This is a genomic window from Prevotella sp. AGR2160, assembly GCF_000424185.1.
Taxonomy (GTDB): domain Bacteria; phylum Bacteroidota; class Bacteroidia; order Bacteroidales; family Bacteroidaceae; genus Prevotella.
Genome location: NZ_AUJK01000011.1, coordinates 1 through 15952 on the forward strand (window position 1 = coordinate 1; position 15952 = coordinate 15952).

Below are 15952 nucleotides of genomic sequence, written 5' to 3' on the forward strand. Positions count from 1 at the left end.
GTCAAAGACGATGACGTAGATAGGATGCAGGTGTAAAGGCAGCGATGCCAAAGCCGAGCATTACTAATTGCCCGAACACTTTCCGCTGAAGGGTTATACTTTCAACTGTTGAGTTTTGCTTGTCAAGATACGTCAACCCCCTTTGGGTGGTTATTGCGGCGGTGTCCCACCTCTTCCCATTCCGAACAGAGAAGTTAAGCCCGCTTGCGCCGATGGTACTGCAATGCAATGCGGGAGAGTAGGTAGCTGCCCTCTTTTCTTTAAACTCAAGAAAAGCCTCGAAGATAGCAATATCTCCGAGGCTTTTTCGTTATCTTGACAGTAGGTCAATGGTGGCCTGCTATAGAAATGTGATTCACATGAGAAAATATACTTTATCTTTATTGCTGCTTCTGGCGGCATTGTCGGTGTCTGCCCGTTCTGTTCGTCAGGCATGGGTGTCTTTGCCTGATTCCATCTTTCCTTATTTGGATAAGAACCTTCGCTTGGAGTGTCTTGATCTTTATGACATGAAGGTGAAGGCGGACGTGAAGAATCTTTTGGGTGAACATTCCGTACTAGACTCATTGACGAATGACTATCTCCATGTCACGCTGAGTCCGTCTTCAGAGTTTGCCATGAAGAGTCTTCCGTCGGGAAAGGATTCTGTGATCTATTCGATCCTCACCATTGCCGGTCCGGCAAAAGAGAGTGTGATCACGCCGGCGGTCGTTGCTCCTTCCTGGGATTGTTATTTCCTTCAGCGTCCGGATACCATGTCGGAGGAACGATATGCTGAGTTGCGCAAGATGATCGAGCCACGGATGGTATGGGCGGAGTTTTCTGTCTCTAGTCCGGAGCTGATCTTCCATGTTTCTCTTCCGATGATGAATCAGGCAGACAGAGAGGCTCTGAACGTTATTTTAAGACCGCAGAAGCTCATTTGGGATGGTAAAAGCTTTAAATAATATTAAAATTAGAAGAAATTCAAGAAAACATTTGCTGGTATGGAAATAAATTCCTACATTTGCAATGTGTTTTTCATGGTATTAGATTATTAAGGTTAATTTTTTGGAGATTGGTAGTCGTGAGACAGCCAATCTCCTTTTTTTTATGCTTTTAAGTATTTCTTCAGATCATCCATCTGTTCTTCCATTACTTTTCGGCCTTCCTCATAGACTTGTTGCATGAGTTGTGGATCATGGGTGAGATGATGGATGGGAAGAATATGTTGTGGACGGATGACAAAGGCTCTTCCGGCAAGCTCCTGTTGACGGACATAGGCCGTCTGACCGTTGTACATCTCATGACGATGGGCAGAGGCCTCGATGAATTTCGGATAGCGGTGGAGCTGAAGACGGAACAGTGGCATCAAGGGATTAGGCTTCTTGACGTAACCCAGAGGTTGGGTGAGGACAACGACATTCTTGTCATAGCCTTCCTTTTCCATGAATTTCAAGGGTATAGAGTCCGTGATACCGCCATCGAGGACTTTGTGACCTTCTACCTTTACAATCTTGGCGGCCACAGGCATGGAGGCGGAGGCTCGAATCCATTCATAACAATTATAGTCACAGGTCGTGAGCTTTTTATAAATGGCCTTACCTGTCACGAGATCCGTGCACACCGCATAGAAGTTCATAGGATTTTGTTCGAACGTTTCTTGATCAAAAGGATCAAACTCTTCCGGCAGCCGATGATAGTCATAGTCGCCACCAAAGAGATCACCGGTCAGGAGGAGAGACCGGAAGCTGCAGTAGCGCCAGTCTTTCGCAAACCGTTTGTTGTAACGGATGACACGTCCCGGTTGCCGACTTTTATAGTTACAGCCGAAAGCGGCACCGGCGGAGACGCCGACAAGTCCGTCGTAGTCGATGCCATTCTCCATCATCACGTCGATGACACCGGCAGAGAAGAGGCTGCGCAGTGCACCACCTTCCAATACAAGTCCTTTCTTCATAAATGGTTTGATCCTTTTGTTAATGACATTTTATTGGAATATAATTGTGTCCAATCTCTGCCATTATTCGTTTGTTGGCTTATCTCTAAGCGTTTGCACTGTATCAGTAAATTTCTTTATAATTTCAGATAATTTCGGATGATCTTGCCGGAGAATAATGGCAGTATCATTTTCTATACCATCTTCATCATAGAGAGTTGCGGACATCATAACAAGTTTCCATCCTCTTTTATAATGATTAAACCAATAACCAAACAACCGATTACGCATTGCTTGTTTACCGTCCCCAGTTTCACAGATATAGAGCATTACCTCATTATTCTGTCTAAAGAAGTTCTCAAGAATAGCGATAATCGTTCCTCTTACTTTCTTATCGTTTGGAGATTTTTTATTGTTACCATTGATAATAGAAAATTGGTAAACAAATGTATCAGGTAAAGAAAGATCATCTCTATCGAAACCGGCATAATAGATAACATTATAATCCGTCTTAAACTTCACCCAACTTTCGTCGGGTAAAGATTGAACCGGATAGGGAGCATGTTCGTTTATTTTTTCAGTGTCCAGTCTCATAGAGCTTCAATATATTTTGGCTTTTCGCCATGCTCTTTTTCGTATTCTTCAACCATCAGTTTTGTCATTCTGTCGATGGCTCTCTGTTTGTTCTGCTTGGCTAGTTTCAACCAAGCATACGCTTTCTGTTTGTCAGTCATATGATTCAGTTTTATTTTTTACAAAAATAGTCTTTTCTTTTTAGAAAAACAAATTTTTCACCGTTTTTCTTTGAAAGGTGGAAGAAATCATTATCCCTAACCTGTATAATTCACAGATCCTTTTGTAGATGGCCGCAACATGGCGGCCACCTACTCATTGTCAGAAAGATACCTAACCTACGTCCACCATAAAGGCTATACCCTATGAATTATACAGGTTACAGATTGATCTTATATCCCAGGGTAACGGTGAGGGTACGGTTGTAGACGGACCCGCTGGTATAACGGGTGCCACTGTCTTTTAGCATATCCATCAGTCCGATGTTATAGCGTACGTCAGCGATGAAGTTGTGGTATTCATAACTGACCCCTACAGGCAGGGAGAGGTTGAAAGATTCGATATAGTCGGGAGATACAGGCTGTCCGGACATTTCTACCGCCCCGGAGGATGCCTCGTTGACGATGTTGTAAGAACCATTAACTTTCTTATGGACTAGGAATTCGGGTTGTAGACCCGCCTTGACGGCGAGACCACGCCAGAGATAGACATTGGCGAGGACGGGGACGGCGATATATCCGAGTTTCATGCTCAGGTCTTCATCGACATGGAGGGTGTAGCCACTGTTCTTCGCGATGGGAGCCTGGAAGCCTTTCGTATTGTAGTGACACCCGATTTGCTCGTACAGGGCGCCTACAGAGAGGCCTAGGATGTGGTTGAACTGATACTGTCCCTCTGCGCCGATCGTGAATCCAACGCTCGCCTTATCATCGGTGAAGATTTCTCTGACAAAATGGCGTCGTTAGGATCATAGGAATGGATCTCTGTGTCACTACCGGAGGTGTTCCCCATCTTCGCAAAAAAGATGGTTACCGGCATATCTCCCGAGAAACTGTTGACGGTGATACCTGCTTTCGGCGTGATGGAGAAAGTGTGTGTTTTTTGTTGCGCAGAGGCATGGAGACCTGTCATTGACAAGGCCATCCATAAGATTAATGTGTTAGTTCTCATCTTTTAAAAGTATTGTTTTAAATGTGTGTTATTTGTTCATGAAAAATTTGCGGTATTCATTCTCGAAATTAGGCGTGAGGACGCCTTTGCCTAGATTTTCGGTGATCTCGGCAGGCGACCAGAAGCTGCCACCGGCAAGCTCGTCATGGCTCGGACGAACGGGACCGTCGTAAACACAACGATGTACATAGACCAGCTCACGCTCCCGTTGGCTCTCGAAGACATAATGGCCCATGGCAACGGGCGAGAAGTCTGTGATGCCGAGCTCCTCCCGGACTTCGCGTTTGAGAGCCTGGTCGACACTCTCACCGAGATCGACATGACCGCCGACAGCGGTGTCCCATTTGTCGGGTTGAATATCCTTCCATGCCGGACGATGCTGGAGATAGAGCTCTCCCTGGCTGTTGAAGACATGGAGGTGTACTACGGGGTGGAGGATCTTGCTGCCGTCATGGGCATGACCACGGCTGACGGCACCAAGGATATTGCCGTTCTCGTCAACTTCCGGGAACAGCTCTTGAGGATTATCACGCATGATATTACAGTTTCAGAACTTTCACGAAATAATTAGGATACATGTTTTTCAAAACACGTTCGTTGGGCTCTTTGCGGCTCAAGGCGAAGAGCGTGCTGCCACTGCCGCTCATGGCCGCGTAATCGGCGCCGAGCTCATAGAGATGGGCCTTGATATCACGCAGTTCCGGATGCTGGTTGAAGACGGGCTCTTCGAAATCGTTGACCAGTTCGTCTTTCCATGTACTGATCGGCTGACGGACAATATCCCGACAACATTTCTCCGGTTGGCGGCATTGGATCTGTTTATATGCCTCGGCAGTATTCACAGCCACGGGAGGTTTAACGAGAGAGAGGTAATAGCCGTGGAGGTTTCCGCGCGGACCGTCGGCCGGTTCAAGGATTTCTCCGATTCCTGTGGCATAGCTTGGCTCGGCAGAGATAAAAAAGGCACAGTCGGCTCCAAGCTTGGCGGCATAGCGCTCCATCTCAGCGTTGCCGAGATCGAGACGGAAGCGCTCATCGAGGAGGCGGATCATAAAGGCGCCGTCACTGCTGCCACCGCCGAGACCAGCTTGTGAGGGAATCCGTTTGACGAGATGTGCGTGTACACGCGGCAACTCGTAGTCGGCAGCGAGGAGGTTATAGGCCCGTATGACGAGGTTATCTTTCTCGTCGCAGTCGATGGCGTTCCCCGTTACCTTCAGGTCACAGGGACTGTCCGACGGGAATTTCTCGTCCATATATTTGATCTCCAGGGCGTCATAGAGCGGGATAGGGTAGAAGACGGTCTCAATATGATGATAGCCATCAGCGCGCTCGCCCACGATATTCAAACCAAGGTTGATCTTGGCACAAGGAAATGTGATCATAGTCGTAATATTTAGTTCTCTTTCTGCAAAGGTAAAAAAATATTTCCACGTAACTTCGTTTTCCCGAAAATATTTGCTAATTTTGCATACAATTTTTCATCTATCTATGGCAGACAATAATTTCTCCAACAACAATGACAATCGTCGGCGGGAACGTCCGGCGACACCCGTCGATAACACCTACGGACATGTACCTCCTCAGGCCCTTGATGTCGAGCAAGTCGTCCTCGGTGGTCTCCTCGTCGACTCCGAGGCGTTCTCTGTCGTCTCTGAGATCCTCACTCCCGAGACTTTCTATGATCCGAAGAACCAAATGCTCTACCAGGCCATTCAGACGATGAACCTGGAGCAGCGGCCTACGGATATTGTCACGGTCTCCGAGGAGCTCACGAAAGAGGGTACACTTGATAAAGTCGGTGGTGCCGCCTATCTTATCGATCTCTCTCAGCGTGTCGCCAGTAGTGCCAACATCGAGTACCATGCCCGTATCCTGCAACAGAAATATCTTCTGCGACAACTCATCAGTTTCGCCAGTAAGGTGGAGACGGGTGCCTTCGATCCCCGCGTGGATGTGGAGGAACTCATGCAGAAAGCTGAGGGCGCCCTCTTTGAAATCTCTCAGAAGAACATGAAGCAGGACTACACGCAGATAGCTCCGGTCCTCAAAGAAGCTACGGAGATCATGCAGCGTGCTTCCTCTCATGCCGGTGAACTCACGGGTATCCCGAGTGGTTTCACGGCTCTTGATGATATCACGAGTGGCTGGCAGGCTTCCGACCTTGTCATCATTGCCGGACGTCCGGCCATGGGTAAGACCTCTTTTGCCTTGAGTATCGCGAAGAATATCGCCGTCGATCACCATATCCCCATCGCCTTCTTCTCTCTTGAGATGAACAACGTTCAGCTCGTCAACCGTGTCATCTCCAATGTATGTAGTATCAGCGGTCATGACATCCTTAGTGGACAACTCGACGGTGACGCATGGAAACGTCTCGATGCCAACCTCCGCAATCTTGAACAGGCCCCGATGTATATCGACGACACGCCGGGCCTCTCCGTCTTTGAGTTGCGCACGAAGGCACGACGCCTCGTCCGTGAGCAGGGTGTAAAAATTATTATGATTGACTACCTACAGTTGATGAATGCCAACGGCATGCGCTTCGGCTCCCGTCAGGAGGAGGTGTCGACGATCTCCCGTTCGCTGAAAGGTCTTGCGAAGGAGTTGAACATCCCCATCCTCGCCCTTTCACAGTTGAACCGTACGGTGGAGAACCGTGAAGGCCTCGAGGGAAAACGGCCGCAGCTCTCCGATCTCCGTGAGTCCGGAGCTATTGAGCAGGATGCCGATATGGTACTCTTCGTTCACCGTCCGGAATATTATCATATCTATGATGATGGAAAGGGCCATGACCTCCATGGTATGGCACAGATTATCATCGCCAAGCACCGTAAGGGTGCCACGGGAGATGTGTTGTTGAACTTCAAGGGCGAGTTCACACGTTTCCAGAACCCCGAGGACGTGCAGATTGCCCCGATGTCCGATGGTGGTGAGATTTTGGGCAGCAAGATCAACGGCCAGGACGGAGCGCCGCTGCCGCCGCCCAGTGATTCGGTGCCGTTCTGATATTCCGAATAAACGTTGCGTGGCCGCAATATGGCGGCCACCTACATGCGGATGCATATTTTACACCTTATTATATATATACCCTTTCAGAAAAGTAAATTGTTATTCATGCTGAAACGTGAAAAATGCGGAATTAATATCACTTTGAACAAAAAAGTTATAAATTATTTGTGAGTGTCGGCATAATTATGTAATTTTGCACTTGAGTAACTTTTAAGAGTAACAATATGAGTGACAGATTATTTATTTTTGACACGACGCTCCGGGACGGAGAACAGGTTCCAGGCTGTCAGTTAAACACAGTAGAGAAGATTCAGGTAGCAAAAGAGCTGGAACTGCTGGGTGTCGATGTCATTGAGGCCGGATTCCCCATCTCTTCACCCGGTGACTTCAATTCAGTGATAGAAATCTCCAAGGCGGTCACATGGCCTACGATCTGCGCTCTAACGCGTGCCGTGGAAAAAGATATTGACTGTGCAGCCGATGCTTTGAAATATGCCAAGCACAAGCGTATCCATACCGGTATCGGTACCTCTGATTCCCATATCAAGTATAAGTTCCACTCCAACCGAGAGGAGATTCTCGAGCGTGCCGTGGCTGCTGTGAAGTATGCCAAGAAGTACGTTGAGGATGTGGAATTCTATGCCGAGGATGCCGGTCGTACGGACAACGAATATCTTGCCCGTGTCGTCGAAGCTGTCATCAAGGCTGGTGCAACAGTGGTCAATATTCCGGATACTACCGGTTATTGTTTGCCGAGTGAGTATGGCGCGAAGATCAAGTATCTTATGGAGCATGTCGATGGCATCGAGAAGGCGACGATTTCTACCCACTGCCATAACGACCTTGGAATGGCTACGGCAAACACGCTGGAGGGTGTCCTTAACGGAGCCCGTCAGGTAGAAGTCACCGTCAATGGTATCGGTGAGCGTGCCGGCAACACGGCCTTGGAGGAGATCGCCATGATCCTGAAATGCCATAAGGGTATCGGCATTGATACAAATATCAATACCCGCAAGATAGCGCCTATCAGTAGAATGGTCAGTTCTTTGATGAACATGCCTGTTCAGCCGAACAAGGCCATTGTCGGCCGTAATGCCTTTGCCCATTCCAGTGGTATCCATCAGGATGGCGTCTTGAAGAATGTGCAGACCTACGAGATTATTGATCCGAAGGATGTTGGTTATGATGATAATCATATCGTGCTGACGGCCCGCAGCGGTCGTGCCGCCTTGAAATACCGTCTCCATGTCAATGGTGTCGATATCGATGATGAGGACAAGCTCGATAAGCTCTATCAGAAATTCCTGCAACTCGCCGATAAGAAGAAAGAGGTCACGGATGCCGATATCCTCGTTCTTGCCGGTGCCGACCAGGCCGAGGCGCATGCCGTGAAGCTCGACTATCTCCAAGTCACCACGGGCAAGGGTGTAAAGAGTGTGGCCTCTATCGGCCTCGATATCAGTGGTCAGAAGTTCGAGGAGAGCTCTTCCGGTAATGGTCCTGTGGATGCCGCCATTAAAGCACTGAAGCGTATTATCCGTAAGCAGATGACGTTGAAGGAGTTCACTATCCAGGCCATTGACAAAGGCTCCGATGATGTCGGTAAGGTTCACATGCAGGTAGAGTATGACGGACATATCTACTATGGCTTCGGTGCCAATACCGATATTGTCACCGCTTCCGTGGAAGCCTATATCGACTGTATCAATAAATTCAGAATCAAGTAACAACCATATTAAACATTATGAACACATTATTCGACAAGATTTGGGATAAGCATGTCGTACAGATCGTTGATGACGGTCCTACGCAACTCTATATCGACCGTCTTTATTGCCATGAGGTGACCTCCCCGCAGGCTTTCGCCGGCATGCGTCAGCGTGGCCTGAAATGTTTCCGTCCGAAACAGATCTTTTGTATGCCCGACCATAACACGCCGACGCACGACCAGGACAAGCCTGTAGAGGATCCTGTGAGCCGTAAGCAGCTTGAGACCCTTGACAAGAACTGTGAGGATTTTGGCCTGACGGAGTTTAAGATGAACACGAAGGATAATGGTATTATCCATGTCGTCGGACCGGAGAAAGGTCTGAGCCTTCCGGGCATGACGATTGTCTGTGGCGATTCTCATACGTCCACTCACGGTGCTGTCGGCGCAGTTGCCTTCGGTATTGGTACTTCTGAGGTGGAGATGGTGATGGCTTCCCAGTGTATCCTGCAGCAGAAGCCGAAATCCATGCGTATCCGTGTGGAGGGCAAGCTCGCACCCGGCGTGACGGCAAAGGATGTAGCCCTGTATCTCATGAGTCAGCTCACGACGAGTGGTGCCACGGGTTATTTCGTGGAGTATGGTGGTCAGGTCATTCGCGACATGAGTATGGAGGGGCGTCTTACGCTCTGCAACCTGTCTATCGAGATGGGTGCCCGTGGAGGTTTCGTCGCTCCTGATGAGACGACCTTCGCTTATCTCAAGGGTCGTGAGTATGCTCCTAAGGGCGCAGACTGGGATAAGGCCGTGGCTTATTGGCGTATGCTGAAGAGCGGTGATGACGCTGTCTTCGACAAGGAGCTCGTCTTTGACGCCAAGGATATCGCGCCGCGTATCACTTATGGTACGAATCCAGGTATGGGTATCGCTATCGACGGCACGGTCCCCACGCTCGACGAGATCGACGAGACAGAGCAGGCCTCTTTCAAGAAAGCTCTCAATTATATGGGTTTTGAACCTGGAGAGAAACTTCTTGGACATCCCATTGACTATGTATTCCTCGGTGCCTGTACGAATGGTCGTATAGAGGACTTCCGTGCTTTTGCCTCTGTGGTGAAAGGACATCATAAGGCTGACGGTGTCACGGCTTGGCTCGTACCCGGTTCCTGGGCTGTTGACAAACAGATCCGTGAGGAGGGGCTCGACAAGATCCTTGAAGCAGCAGGATTCCAGATTCGTCAGCCGGGTTGCTCCGCCTGTTTGGCTATGAATGATGATAAGATTCCCGCAGGCAAGTACAGTGTCTCAACAAGTAACCGTAACTTCGAGGGCCGTCAGGGTCCCGGCAGCCGTACGATCCTTGCCAGCCCGCTCGTGGCTGCCGCTGCTGCCATCACCGGTAAAATCACTGATCCGAGAACACTTTAATTCTTTCGAAAATGAAACAGAAATTTGATGTCATTACTTCATCCTGTATCCCTCTCCCGTTGGAGAATGTAGATACAGACCAGATCATACCCGCCCGCTTCCTGAAAGCAACAGATAAGGAAGGCTTCGGCGAAAACCTCTTCCGTGACTGGAGATATAATAAGGACGGCAGTCTGAAGAAAGACTTCGTTCTCAATGATCCCAGTTACAGCGGTTGCATTCTTGTAGCCGGTAAAAATTTCGGCAGTGGCTCCTCCCGTGAGCATGCTGCCTGGGCCATCGCCGGTTATGGCTTCCGTGTGGTTATCAGTTCTTTCTTTGCTGATATCCACAAGAACAACGAGTTGAACAACTTCGTCCTTCCCGTTGTCGTTTCCGAGGGGTTCCTGAAGGAACTTTTCGACTCTATCGACAAAGATCATAAGACGCAGGTACGGGTAGACCTGCCGAACCAGACCGTGACGAATCTGGCCACGGGACACAGCGAGCATTTCGAGATCAACGGCTATAAGAAGCACTGTCTCGAGAATGGCCTCGATGATGTCGACTTCCTCGTACAAAACCGTGATAAGGTGGAGGCGTGGGAAGCTAAAAACAAATAAATTTTATGACAAACAATGATAATGTCCGCAGGGTAGAGATCATGGATTGTACCCTCCGTGACGGTGAACAGACCAACGGTGTCTCTTTTCTTCCGCATGAGAAACTGATGATAGCACGTATGCTCCTTCATGATGTTGGTGTCGACCGCATTGAAGTGGCATCGGCGCGTGTCTCTGAAGGTGAGAAAGATGCTGTCCGTATGATCTGTAAGTCTGCAGAGTCCGATGGCATGCTTTCCCGTGTGGAAGTGTTGGGATTCGTAGATGGAATGAAGTCTGTCGATTGGATCCGGGAGTGTGGATGTCAGTGCATCAATCTCCTTGCCAAAGGCTCGCTGCGCCATTGCTCCCAGCAATTGAAGAAAACTCCTGCCGAGCATATCCACGATATCCGAGAGGTTATCGCCTACGCCCAGAAAGTGGGCATGCGTGTGAACCTTTATCTTGAGGACTGGTCCGGAGGAATGAAAGATTCCCCGGAGTATGTCTGGCAGATGATGGACGGATTGAAGGACGAGCCTATCGAGCGTTTCCTGCTCCCCGACACCCTTGGTGTCCTCAACCCTATGCAGGTAGCCGATTATATCGGTCAGATGGTGACGCGTTATCCCTCCTGCCGTTTCGACTTCCACGGACATAATGACTATGACATGGCTGTCGCCGACTCCCTCGCTGCCGCACAGGCCGGAGCCTCCGGGCTCCACGTCACTGTCAACGGTCTTGGTGAGCGTTGTGGTAATGCCCCGTTGTCGAGTGTTCAGGTGATGCTGCATGACATGCTCCATATCCAGACGAATATCGATGAGACGACCCTTGTTGATGTCTCCCATCTCGTGGAGGGCTACAGTGGTATTGCTGTAGCCCCGAATACGCCGGTTATCGGAGACTATGTCTTCACGCAGGTTGCAGGCGTCCATGCCGATGGTGACAATAAGGGTAACCTCTACAGCAACGACCTCAAGCCTGAGCGCTTCGGTCGTCATCGAGAGTATGCCTTGGGCAAGAATTCCGGTAAGGCGAATATCATCAAGAACCTCAAGGAATTTGGTCTGGAACTGACGAAGGAGCAGACGAAAGCCGTGACGAAGCGTATCACAGAGTTAGGTGACCGTAAGGAGCTTGTCACCCCTGATGATCTGCCGTATATTGTCAGTGATGTACTGAAGCATAACGCCCCTGAAGATGAGGTGAAACTCGTGAGTTACATGGTATCCACCTCTTATGGTCTGCGGCCATTGGCCAGCCTGAAGGTGAATATCAAAGGTAAGGAATATGAGGCCGACTCCACGGGTGACGGTCAGTATGATGCCTTTGTAAAGGCCTTACGCAAGATCTATAAGGAGAAACTCCACCGTACGTTCCCGTTGCTTGACAACTATGCTGTGAGTATCCCGCCGGGTGGTCATACCGATGCCCTCGTACAGACGGTCATCACATGGCGCCGTGACGATGGCAGCTTGATCCGTACGCGTGGTCTCGATGCCGATCAGACGGAGGCTGCTATCAAGGCGACGCTGAAGATGCTGAACATTATCGAGCAGCCGCGGGAACCGGAGCGTGTATCCCCCCGCAACGTCGTGTTTTAAAGAGGAAGGCCACAAGGACCTCCCAACGGAAATTAATAAAAGTAATCAAAAAAACAACAGATATGAATTTGAATATTGCAGTCCTTCCCGGAGATGGAATCGGACCGGAGATTATGAAACAGGGTGTGGCCGTACTCGAAGCCATTGCCAAGAAGTTCAACCATCAGTTCTCTTACAAGGAGGCCCTTGCCGGTGCTCATGCCATTGATGCCGTCGGTGATCCTTTCCCCGAGGAGACTTTCAAGACCTGTATGGATGCCGATGCCGTTCTTTTCGCTGCTGTCGGTGATCCCCGTTTCGACAATGATCCTACGGCCAAGGTTCGTCCGGAGCAAGGCCTGCTGGCCATGCGTAAGAAGCTTGGCCTCTTCGCTAATGTCCGTCCTGTCGCTACCTTCGACTGTCTGCTCCATAAGAGTCCGTTGAAGGATGAGCTCATCAAGGGGGCCGACTTCGTCGTCATCCGTGAGTTGACGGGAGGTATGTATTTCGGTGAGAAATACCAGGACAATGATAAGGCCTACGATACCGATATCTACAGCCGTCCGGAGATCGAGCGCATCTTGAAGGTCGCTTTCGAGTTCGCCATGAAGCGTAACAAGCACCTCACCGTCGTCGATAAGGCCAATGTGCTGGCCAGCAGCCGTCTGTGGCGTCAGATCGCCAAGGAGATGGAGCCGCAGTATCCTGAGGTGACCACCGATTATATGTTTATTGACAACGCTTCCATGCGCGTACTCACCGAGCCCCGCTTCTTCGATGTCATCGTTACGGAGAACACATTCGGTGATATCCTTACCGACGAGACGAGTTGTATCACGGGATCCATGGGACTTCAGCCTTCAGCTTCTCTCGGCGAGCACACACCGCTCTTCGAGCCTGTTCATGGTTCATGGCCTCAGGCCGCCGGGAAGAATCTCGCCAACCCGATCGCGCAGATTCTCTCTGCCGCCATGCTCCTCGAGCATTTCGGTCTGAAGGAAGAGGGCGCCCTCATCCGTAAGGCCGTTGACGCCAGCCTCGATGCCGATGTCCGTACTCCTGAGATCCAGGTTGAGGGCGGCAAGCACTATGGCACAACTGAAGTCGGCGCTTGGATAGTCGACTATATTGAAAAGGCATAAAATCCTCAAAAATCATAAATTTTGAAGAAAATCACTATCCTGATAGCCTGCTGTCTCTTGTTGGGGCTGCAGGCCGAAGGTCAGAATGTCAGTAGTCTGCGTGATAGTTTAGCGAAGGCTACTGACATTTTGGCGTATCATCCCGACTCCATTGACCTTCGTTTGAAGAAAGTAGGCTGGAATATCCGTTTGGAGCAATGGCAATATGCCAAGGATGACCTCGATAAGGTACTTATGTTGCAGCCCACGAGTATTGCCGGACTGTACTACCGTGCTTATGTCAACGAGAAGCTCAACCGTCTGCATTTCGCCCGGTTGGACTATCAGAATCTCCTTGTTCTCGTGCCCGGCAACTATCAGGCGCAGCTCGGACTGGCCCTTCTCAACGAGAAGGACAAACACCTCACGGAGGCTTATGACGGCATCAACAGTCTCATAGAGCAATATCCCGACAGTGCCAGTGCCTATGCTGCCCGTGCCGGTATGGAGCAGGAGAGGGGTATGACGGAACTGGCTGCTTACGATTATGGGGAGGCCTTCCGTAAGGACACCACACAGACCGATTATCTCCTCAACCGCATGGATCTGCTGCTGAAACTTGGAGACAGGAATGCGGTGGAGAAAGACCTTCGGCTGGCCCGTCAGCATGGCGTCGCCGATGGCATCCTGGTGTCTTATCGTCGGCGGTTGAAACTGCTGAAAAATTGACCTCGGTCAAGAATTCGCTCATTTTCATCACTTTGTAGCCCTCTTTCCTTGATAGTATGAAAAAATGGCCGTATCTTTGCAACGTCAATCAAGGATAACAAACACTAGTAGTAACCAGGAGTCCTTAAACACACACAATCCAAATCGGGGCTCCATTAAAGTAAGAAAGGGTAAAAAGATGAAAATGATTAAGAACATGATTGAAGCGTTTAAGAAAGTCGTAGCGGCTTATCGTGACGCTATGGACAAGTACGGTGAGGCCCTCCTCAATGGTCGTGGCTATACCTGCGCTTAAGGTCCATCACTAGAGTAGAAAATGTCGGAACCATAAGGTTCTTTTAAAAAATGACGCCGCCGGGAAGTGATTCCCGGCGGCGTTTTTATGTTTTTGGCGGATCATGATCAATCATGTCCCTATGCCCCACAACAGAAGAGCACGATGAGCTGCGCGGTGAAGATGCGGAGGAACATACTCAACGGATAAACGGTGGAGTAGCCCAGAGCCGGTGCTTCCTTCGAACAGACCTCATTGGCATAGGCGAGGGCTGGAGGGTCGGTACAGGTACCGGCGAGCATACCCATGATCGTAAAGTAGTTGAAGTGGTATTTCAGTCTGGCGATCGTTCCTACGATGAGGATAGGGATGATGGTGATGAGGAAACCGGTGAAGATATACATCGGTCCGTCACCGGCAACGACGGTAGCCCAGAAACTAGAACCTGCTTTGATACCCACGCTGGCGAGGAAGAGCACGAGGCCCACCTCACGGAGCATCATGTTAGCGGATGTCGTCGTATAGGTCACGAGGTGGAACTTGTAGCCATAGCGACCGATGAGGATGGCGATGATCAACGGACCACCGGCGAGACCGAGCTTCAACGGCACCGGCATGCCAGGAACGGCGATGGGGAAAGAACCGAAGAGAATACCGATCATGATACCGATGAAGATGGTGGCGATGTTCGGCGCGTTCAGACGGCGTGTGGAGTTACCCATCATCTCGGCGACGCGGTTGACATTCTCCTCAGGACCGACGACCATCACACGGTCACCGACCTGGAAGGTGTGATTACGGGAAGCAAAGAGCTCGATGCCCTGACGGGTGATACGCGTGATGTTCACGCCGTAGACACTGGAGAAGTGCATCTTACCGAGCACCTTACCGTTCATTGACGGCTTGGTGACGAGGATACGACGGGAAATCATCGGCTGTGGCTCCTTGTCCTCGTTCCATTCTACCTGGATCTCCGGACCGATGAAGGCCTTCACGGCCTCGGCATCAGCATCAGCGCTGACGACCATGATCTCGTCGCCCAAGGTCAGGACGGTGTCACGCTTCGGAACGAGCAGATGACCGTCGTGCATGATACGTGTGCAGACGATGTCACGATTGAGGAAGTTGGAGATCTCCTGGAGGGTACGGCCGGCGATGTAGCTGTTGGAAACTTTCAGATACATCACGTGTGGCTTGGCATGGGGATCCTCAGCCTCTGCGGCATTGAGTTCCTGCTCCTCGTCATCGAGGTTGATGCGGCAGATGTAACGAATGGCGATAGTGGCGCCGATGATACCGAGGACGCCGAGCGGATAGGCGCAGGCATAACCATTGGCGATCTGCGGAATGGCGCCATGATGCCAAACAGAAGTCAGGGCCTCATTGGCGGCGCCGAGACCCGGGGTATTCGTTACGGCACCATAGAGGGTACCGACCATCATCGGGAGATTGACGGGATTCTTCGTGTCGAAGAAGATGAAGTAGCACGCGAACATCACGCCGATGTTGAGCAGGATCATCAGTGTCGACAATAGGTTCAGCGTTACGCCGCCCTTCTTGAAACTCTCGAAGAAACCCGGTCCGACCTGCAGACCGATACAGAAGACGAAAAGAATCAAGCCGAAGTCCTGGATAAATGACAGGATATTGTTCGGGGCGGTGAATCCGAAGTTACCGGCGAGGATGCCCGCGAAGAGCACGAAGGTGACGCCGAGTGAGATACCGCCGATCTTGATCTTTCCCAGGTAGACACCCATGGCGATGACCACGGAATAGAGCAGTGCGATATGCGCCACGGAGTCCTGGGAGGTGAATAGATTAATTAACCAATCCATGAAAAGTTGATAAT

The 15952-nt window shown here is 50.2% G+C and carries 15 protein-coding genes and 2 rRNA genes; 10 read left to right on the forward strand and 7 right to left on the reverse strand.

Features of this window, described 5'->3' with window-relative positions; all coding sequences use genetic code 11:
• The 3 genes from G604_RS0108380 to G604_RS0108390 form a co-directional block, all read left to right on the forward strand.
• Nucleotides 1–88, forward strand: a 23S ribosomal RNA gene (locus G604_RS0108380); the annotation flags it as partial.
• Between the two features lie 54 nt (nucleotides 89–142).
• A 5S ribosomal RNA gene (rrf, locus tag G604_RS0108385) occupies nucleotides 143–255 on the forward strand.
• Nucleotides 256–359: 104 nt separating this feature from the next.
• The gene (locus G604_RS0108390; RefSeq protein ID WP_028910172.1) at nucleotides 360–947 is read left to right on the forward strand and encodes a DUF3256 family protein; all 588 of its coding nucleotides are present in this window, start codon (nucleotides 360–362) and stop codon (nucleotides 945–947) included.
• Between the two features lie 143 nt (nucleotides 948–1090).
• Here G604_RS0108390 and G604_RS0108395 read toward each other — a convergent pair whose 3' ends face one another.
• From G604_RS0108395 to ispE, 6 genes are all read right to left on the reverse strand, one after another.
• Nucleotides 1091–1939, reverse strand: coding sequence for a patatin family protein (locus G604_RS0108395; protein WP_028910173.1), 849 nt, complete (start codon nucleotides 1937–1939; stop codon nucleotides 1091–1093).
• A 63-nt stretch (nucleotides 1940–2002) separates the two neighbouring features.
• On the reverse strand, nucleotides 2003–2512 hold the full coding sequence (locus G604_RS0108400; protein WP_028910174.1) for a DUF6169 family protein: 510 nt from the start codon (nucleotides 2510–2512) through the stop codon (nucleotides 2003–2005).
• A complete protein-coding gene (locus G604_RS15250; protein WP_155941897.1) occupies nucleotides 2509–2652 on the reverse strand; it encodes a hypothetical protein in 144 nt (47 codons plus the stop codon). The genes G604_RS0108400 and G604_RS15250 overlap by 4 nt, the downstream gene beginning before the upstream one ends.
• Nucleotides 2653–2870: 218 nt before the next feature.
• Nucleotides 2871–3431, reverse strand: coding sequence for a porin family protein (locus G604_RS14800; RefSeq protein ID WP_081657719.1), 561 nt, complete (start codon nucleotides 3429–3431; stop codon nucleotides 2871–2873).
• A gap of 258 nt (nucleotides 3432–3689) precedes the next feature.
• Complete coding sequence (locus G604_RS0108420) at nucleotides 3690–4199, reverse strand: NUDIX hydrolase (protein WP_155941898.1); 510 nt, start codon at nucleotides 4197–4199, stop codon at nucleotides 3690–3692.
• A gap of 1 nt (nucleotide 4200) precedes the next feature.
• Nucleotides 4201–5046, reverse strand: coding sequence for a 4-(cytidine 5'-diphospho)-2-C-methyl-D-erythritol kinase (ispE, locus tag G604_RS0108425; RefSeq protein WP_028910176.1), 846 nt, complete (start codon nucleotides 5044–5046; stop codon nucleotides 4201–4203).
• A 106-nt stretch (nucleotides 5047–5152) separates the two neighbouring features.
• Here ispE and dnaB point away from each other — a divergent pair, with 106 nt between their 5' ends.
• The 7 genes from dnaB (at nucleotide 5153) to G604_RS0108465 (ending at nucleotide 13829) form a co-directional block, all read left to right on the forward strand.
• A complete protein-coding gene (gene dnaB / locus G604_RS0108430) occupies nucleotides 5153–6670 on the forward strand; it encodes a replicative DNA helicase (RefSeq protein WP_028910177.1) in 1518 nt (505 codons plus the stop codon).
• 227 nt (nucleotides 6671–6897) lie between these two features.
• The gene (locus G604_RS0108440; RefSeq protein WP_028910178.1) at nucleotides 6898–8400 is read left to right on the forward strand and encodes a 2-isopropylmalate synthase; all 1503 of its coding nucleotides are present in this window, start codon (nucleotides 6898–6900) and stop codon (nucleotides 8398–8400) included.
• Between the two features lie 17 nt (nucleotides 8401–8417).
• Complete coding sequence (leuC, locus tag G604_RS0108445) at nucleotides 8418–9809, forward strand: 3-isopropylmalate dehydratase large subunit (RefSeq protein ID WP_028910179.1); 1392 nt, start codon at nucleotides 8418–8420, stop codon at nucleotides 9807–9809.
• Between the two features lie 11 nt (nucleotides 9810–9820).
• Nucleotides 9821–10411: a 3-isopropylmalate dehydratase small subunit gene (gene leuD, locus G604_RS0108450; RefSeq protein ID WP_028910180.1), complete on the forward strand. Its 591-nt coding sequence runs from the start codon at nucleotides 9821–9823 to the stop codon at nucleotides 10409–10411.
• 5 nt (nucleotides 10412–10416) lie between these two features.
• The gene (locus G604_RS0108455; protein ID WP_028910181.1) at nucleotides 10417–11997 is read left to right on the forward strand and encodes an alpha-isopropylmalate synthase regulatory domain-containing protein; all 1581 of its coding nucleotides are present in this window, start codon (nucleotides 10417–10419) and stop codon (nucleotides 11995–11997) included.
• Between the two features lie 62 nt (nucleotides 11998–12059).
• Entirely contained in the window at nucleotides 12060–13121 is a 1062-nt protein-coding gene (gene leuB / locus G604_RS0108460) for a 3-isopropylmalate dehydrogenase (RefSeq protein WP_028910182.1), read from the forward strand.
• A 57-nt stretch (nucleotides 13122–13178) separates the two neighbouring features.
• Nucleotides 13179–13829 carry a hypothetical protein gene (locus tag G604_RS0108465; RefSeq protein ID WP_410524369.1) on the forward strand — a complete coding sequence of 217 codons (651 nt, stop codon included), beginning with the start codon at nucleotides 13179–13181 and terminating at the stop codon, nucleotides 13827–13829.
• A 414-nt stretch (nucleotides 13830–14243) separates the two neighbouring features.
• Here the strand turns inward: G604_RS0108465 and G604_RS0108475 are convergent, their stop codons facing one another.
• Nucleotides 14244–15938 (reverse strand): putative transporter, encoded by a 1695-nt coding sequence (locus G604_RS0108475; protein ID WP_028910184.1) that lies wholly within the window; start codon nucleotides 15936–15938, stop codon nucleotides 14244–14246.
• Nucleotides 15939–15952 lie beyond the last annotated feature (14 nt).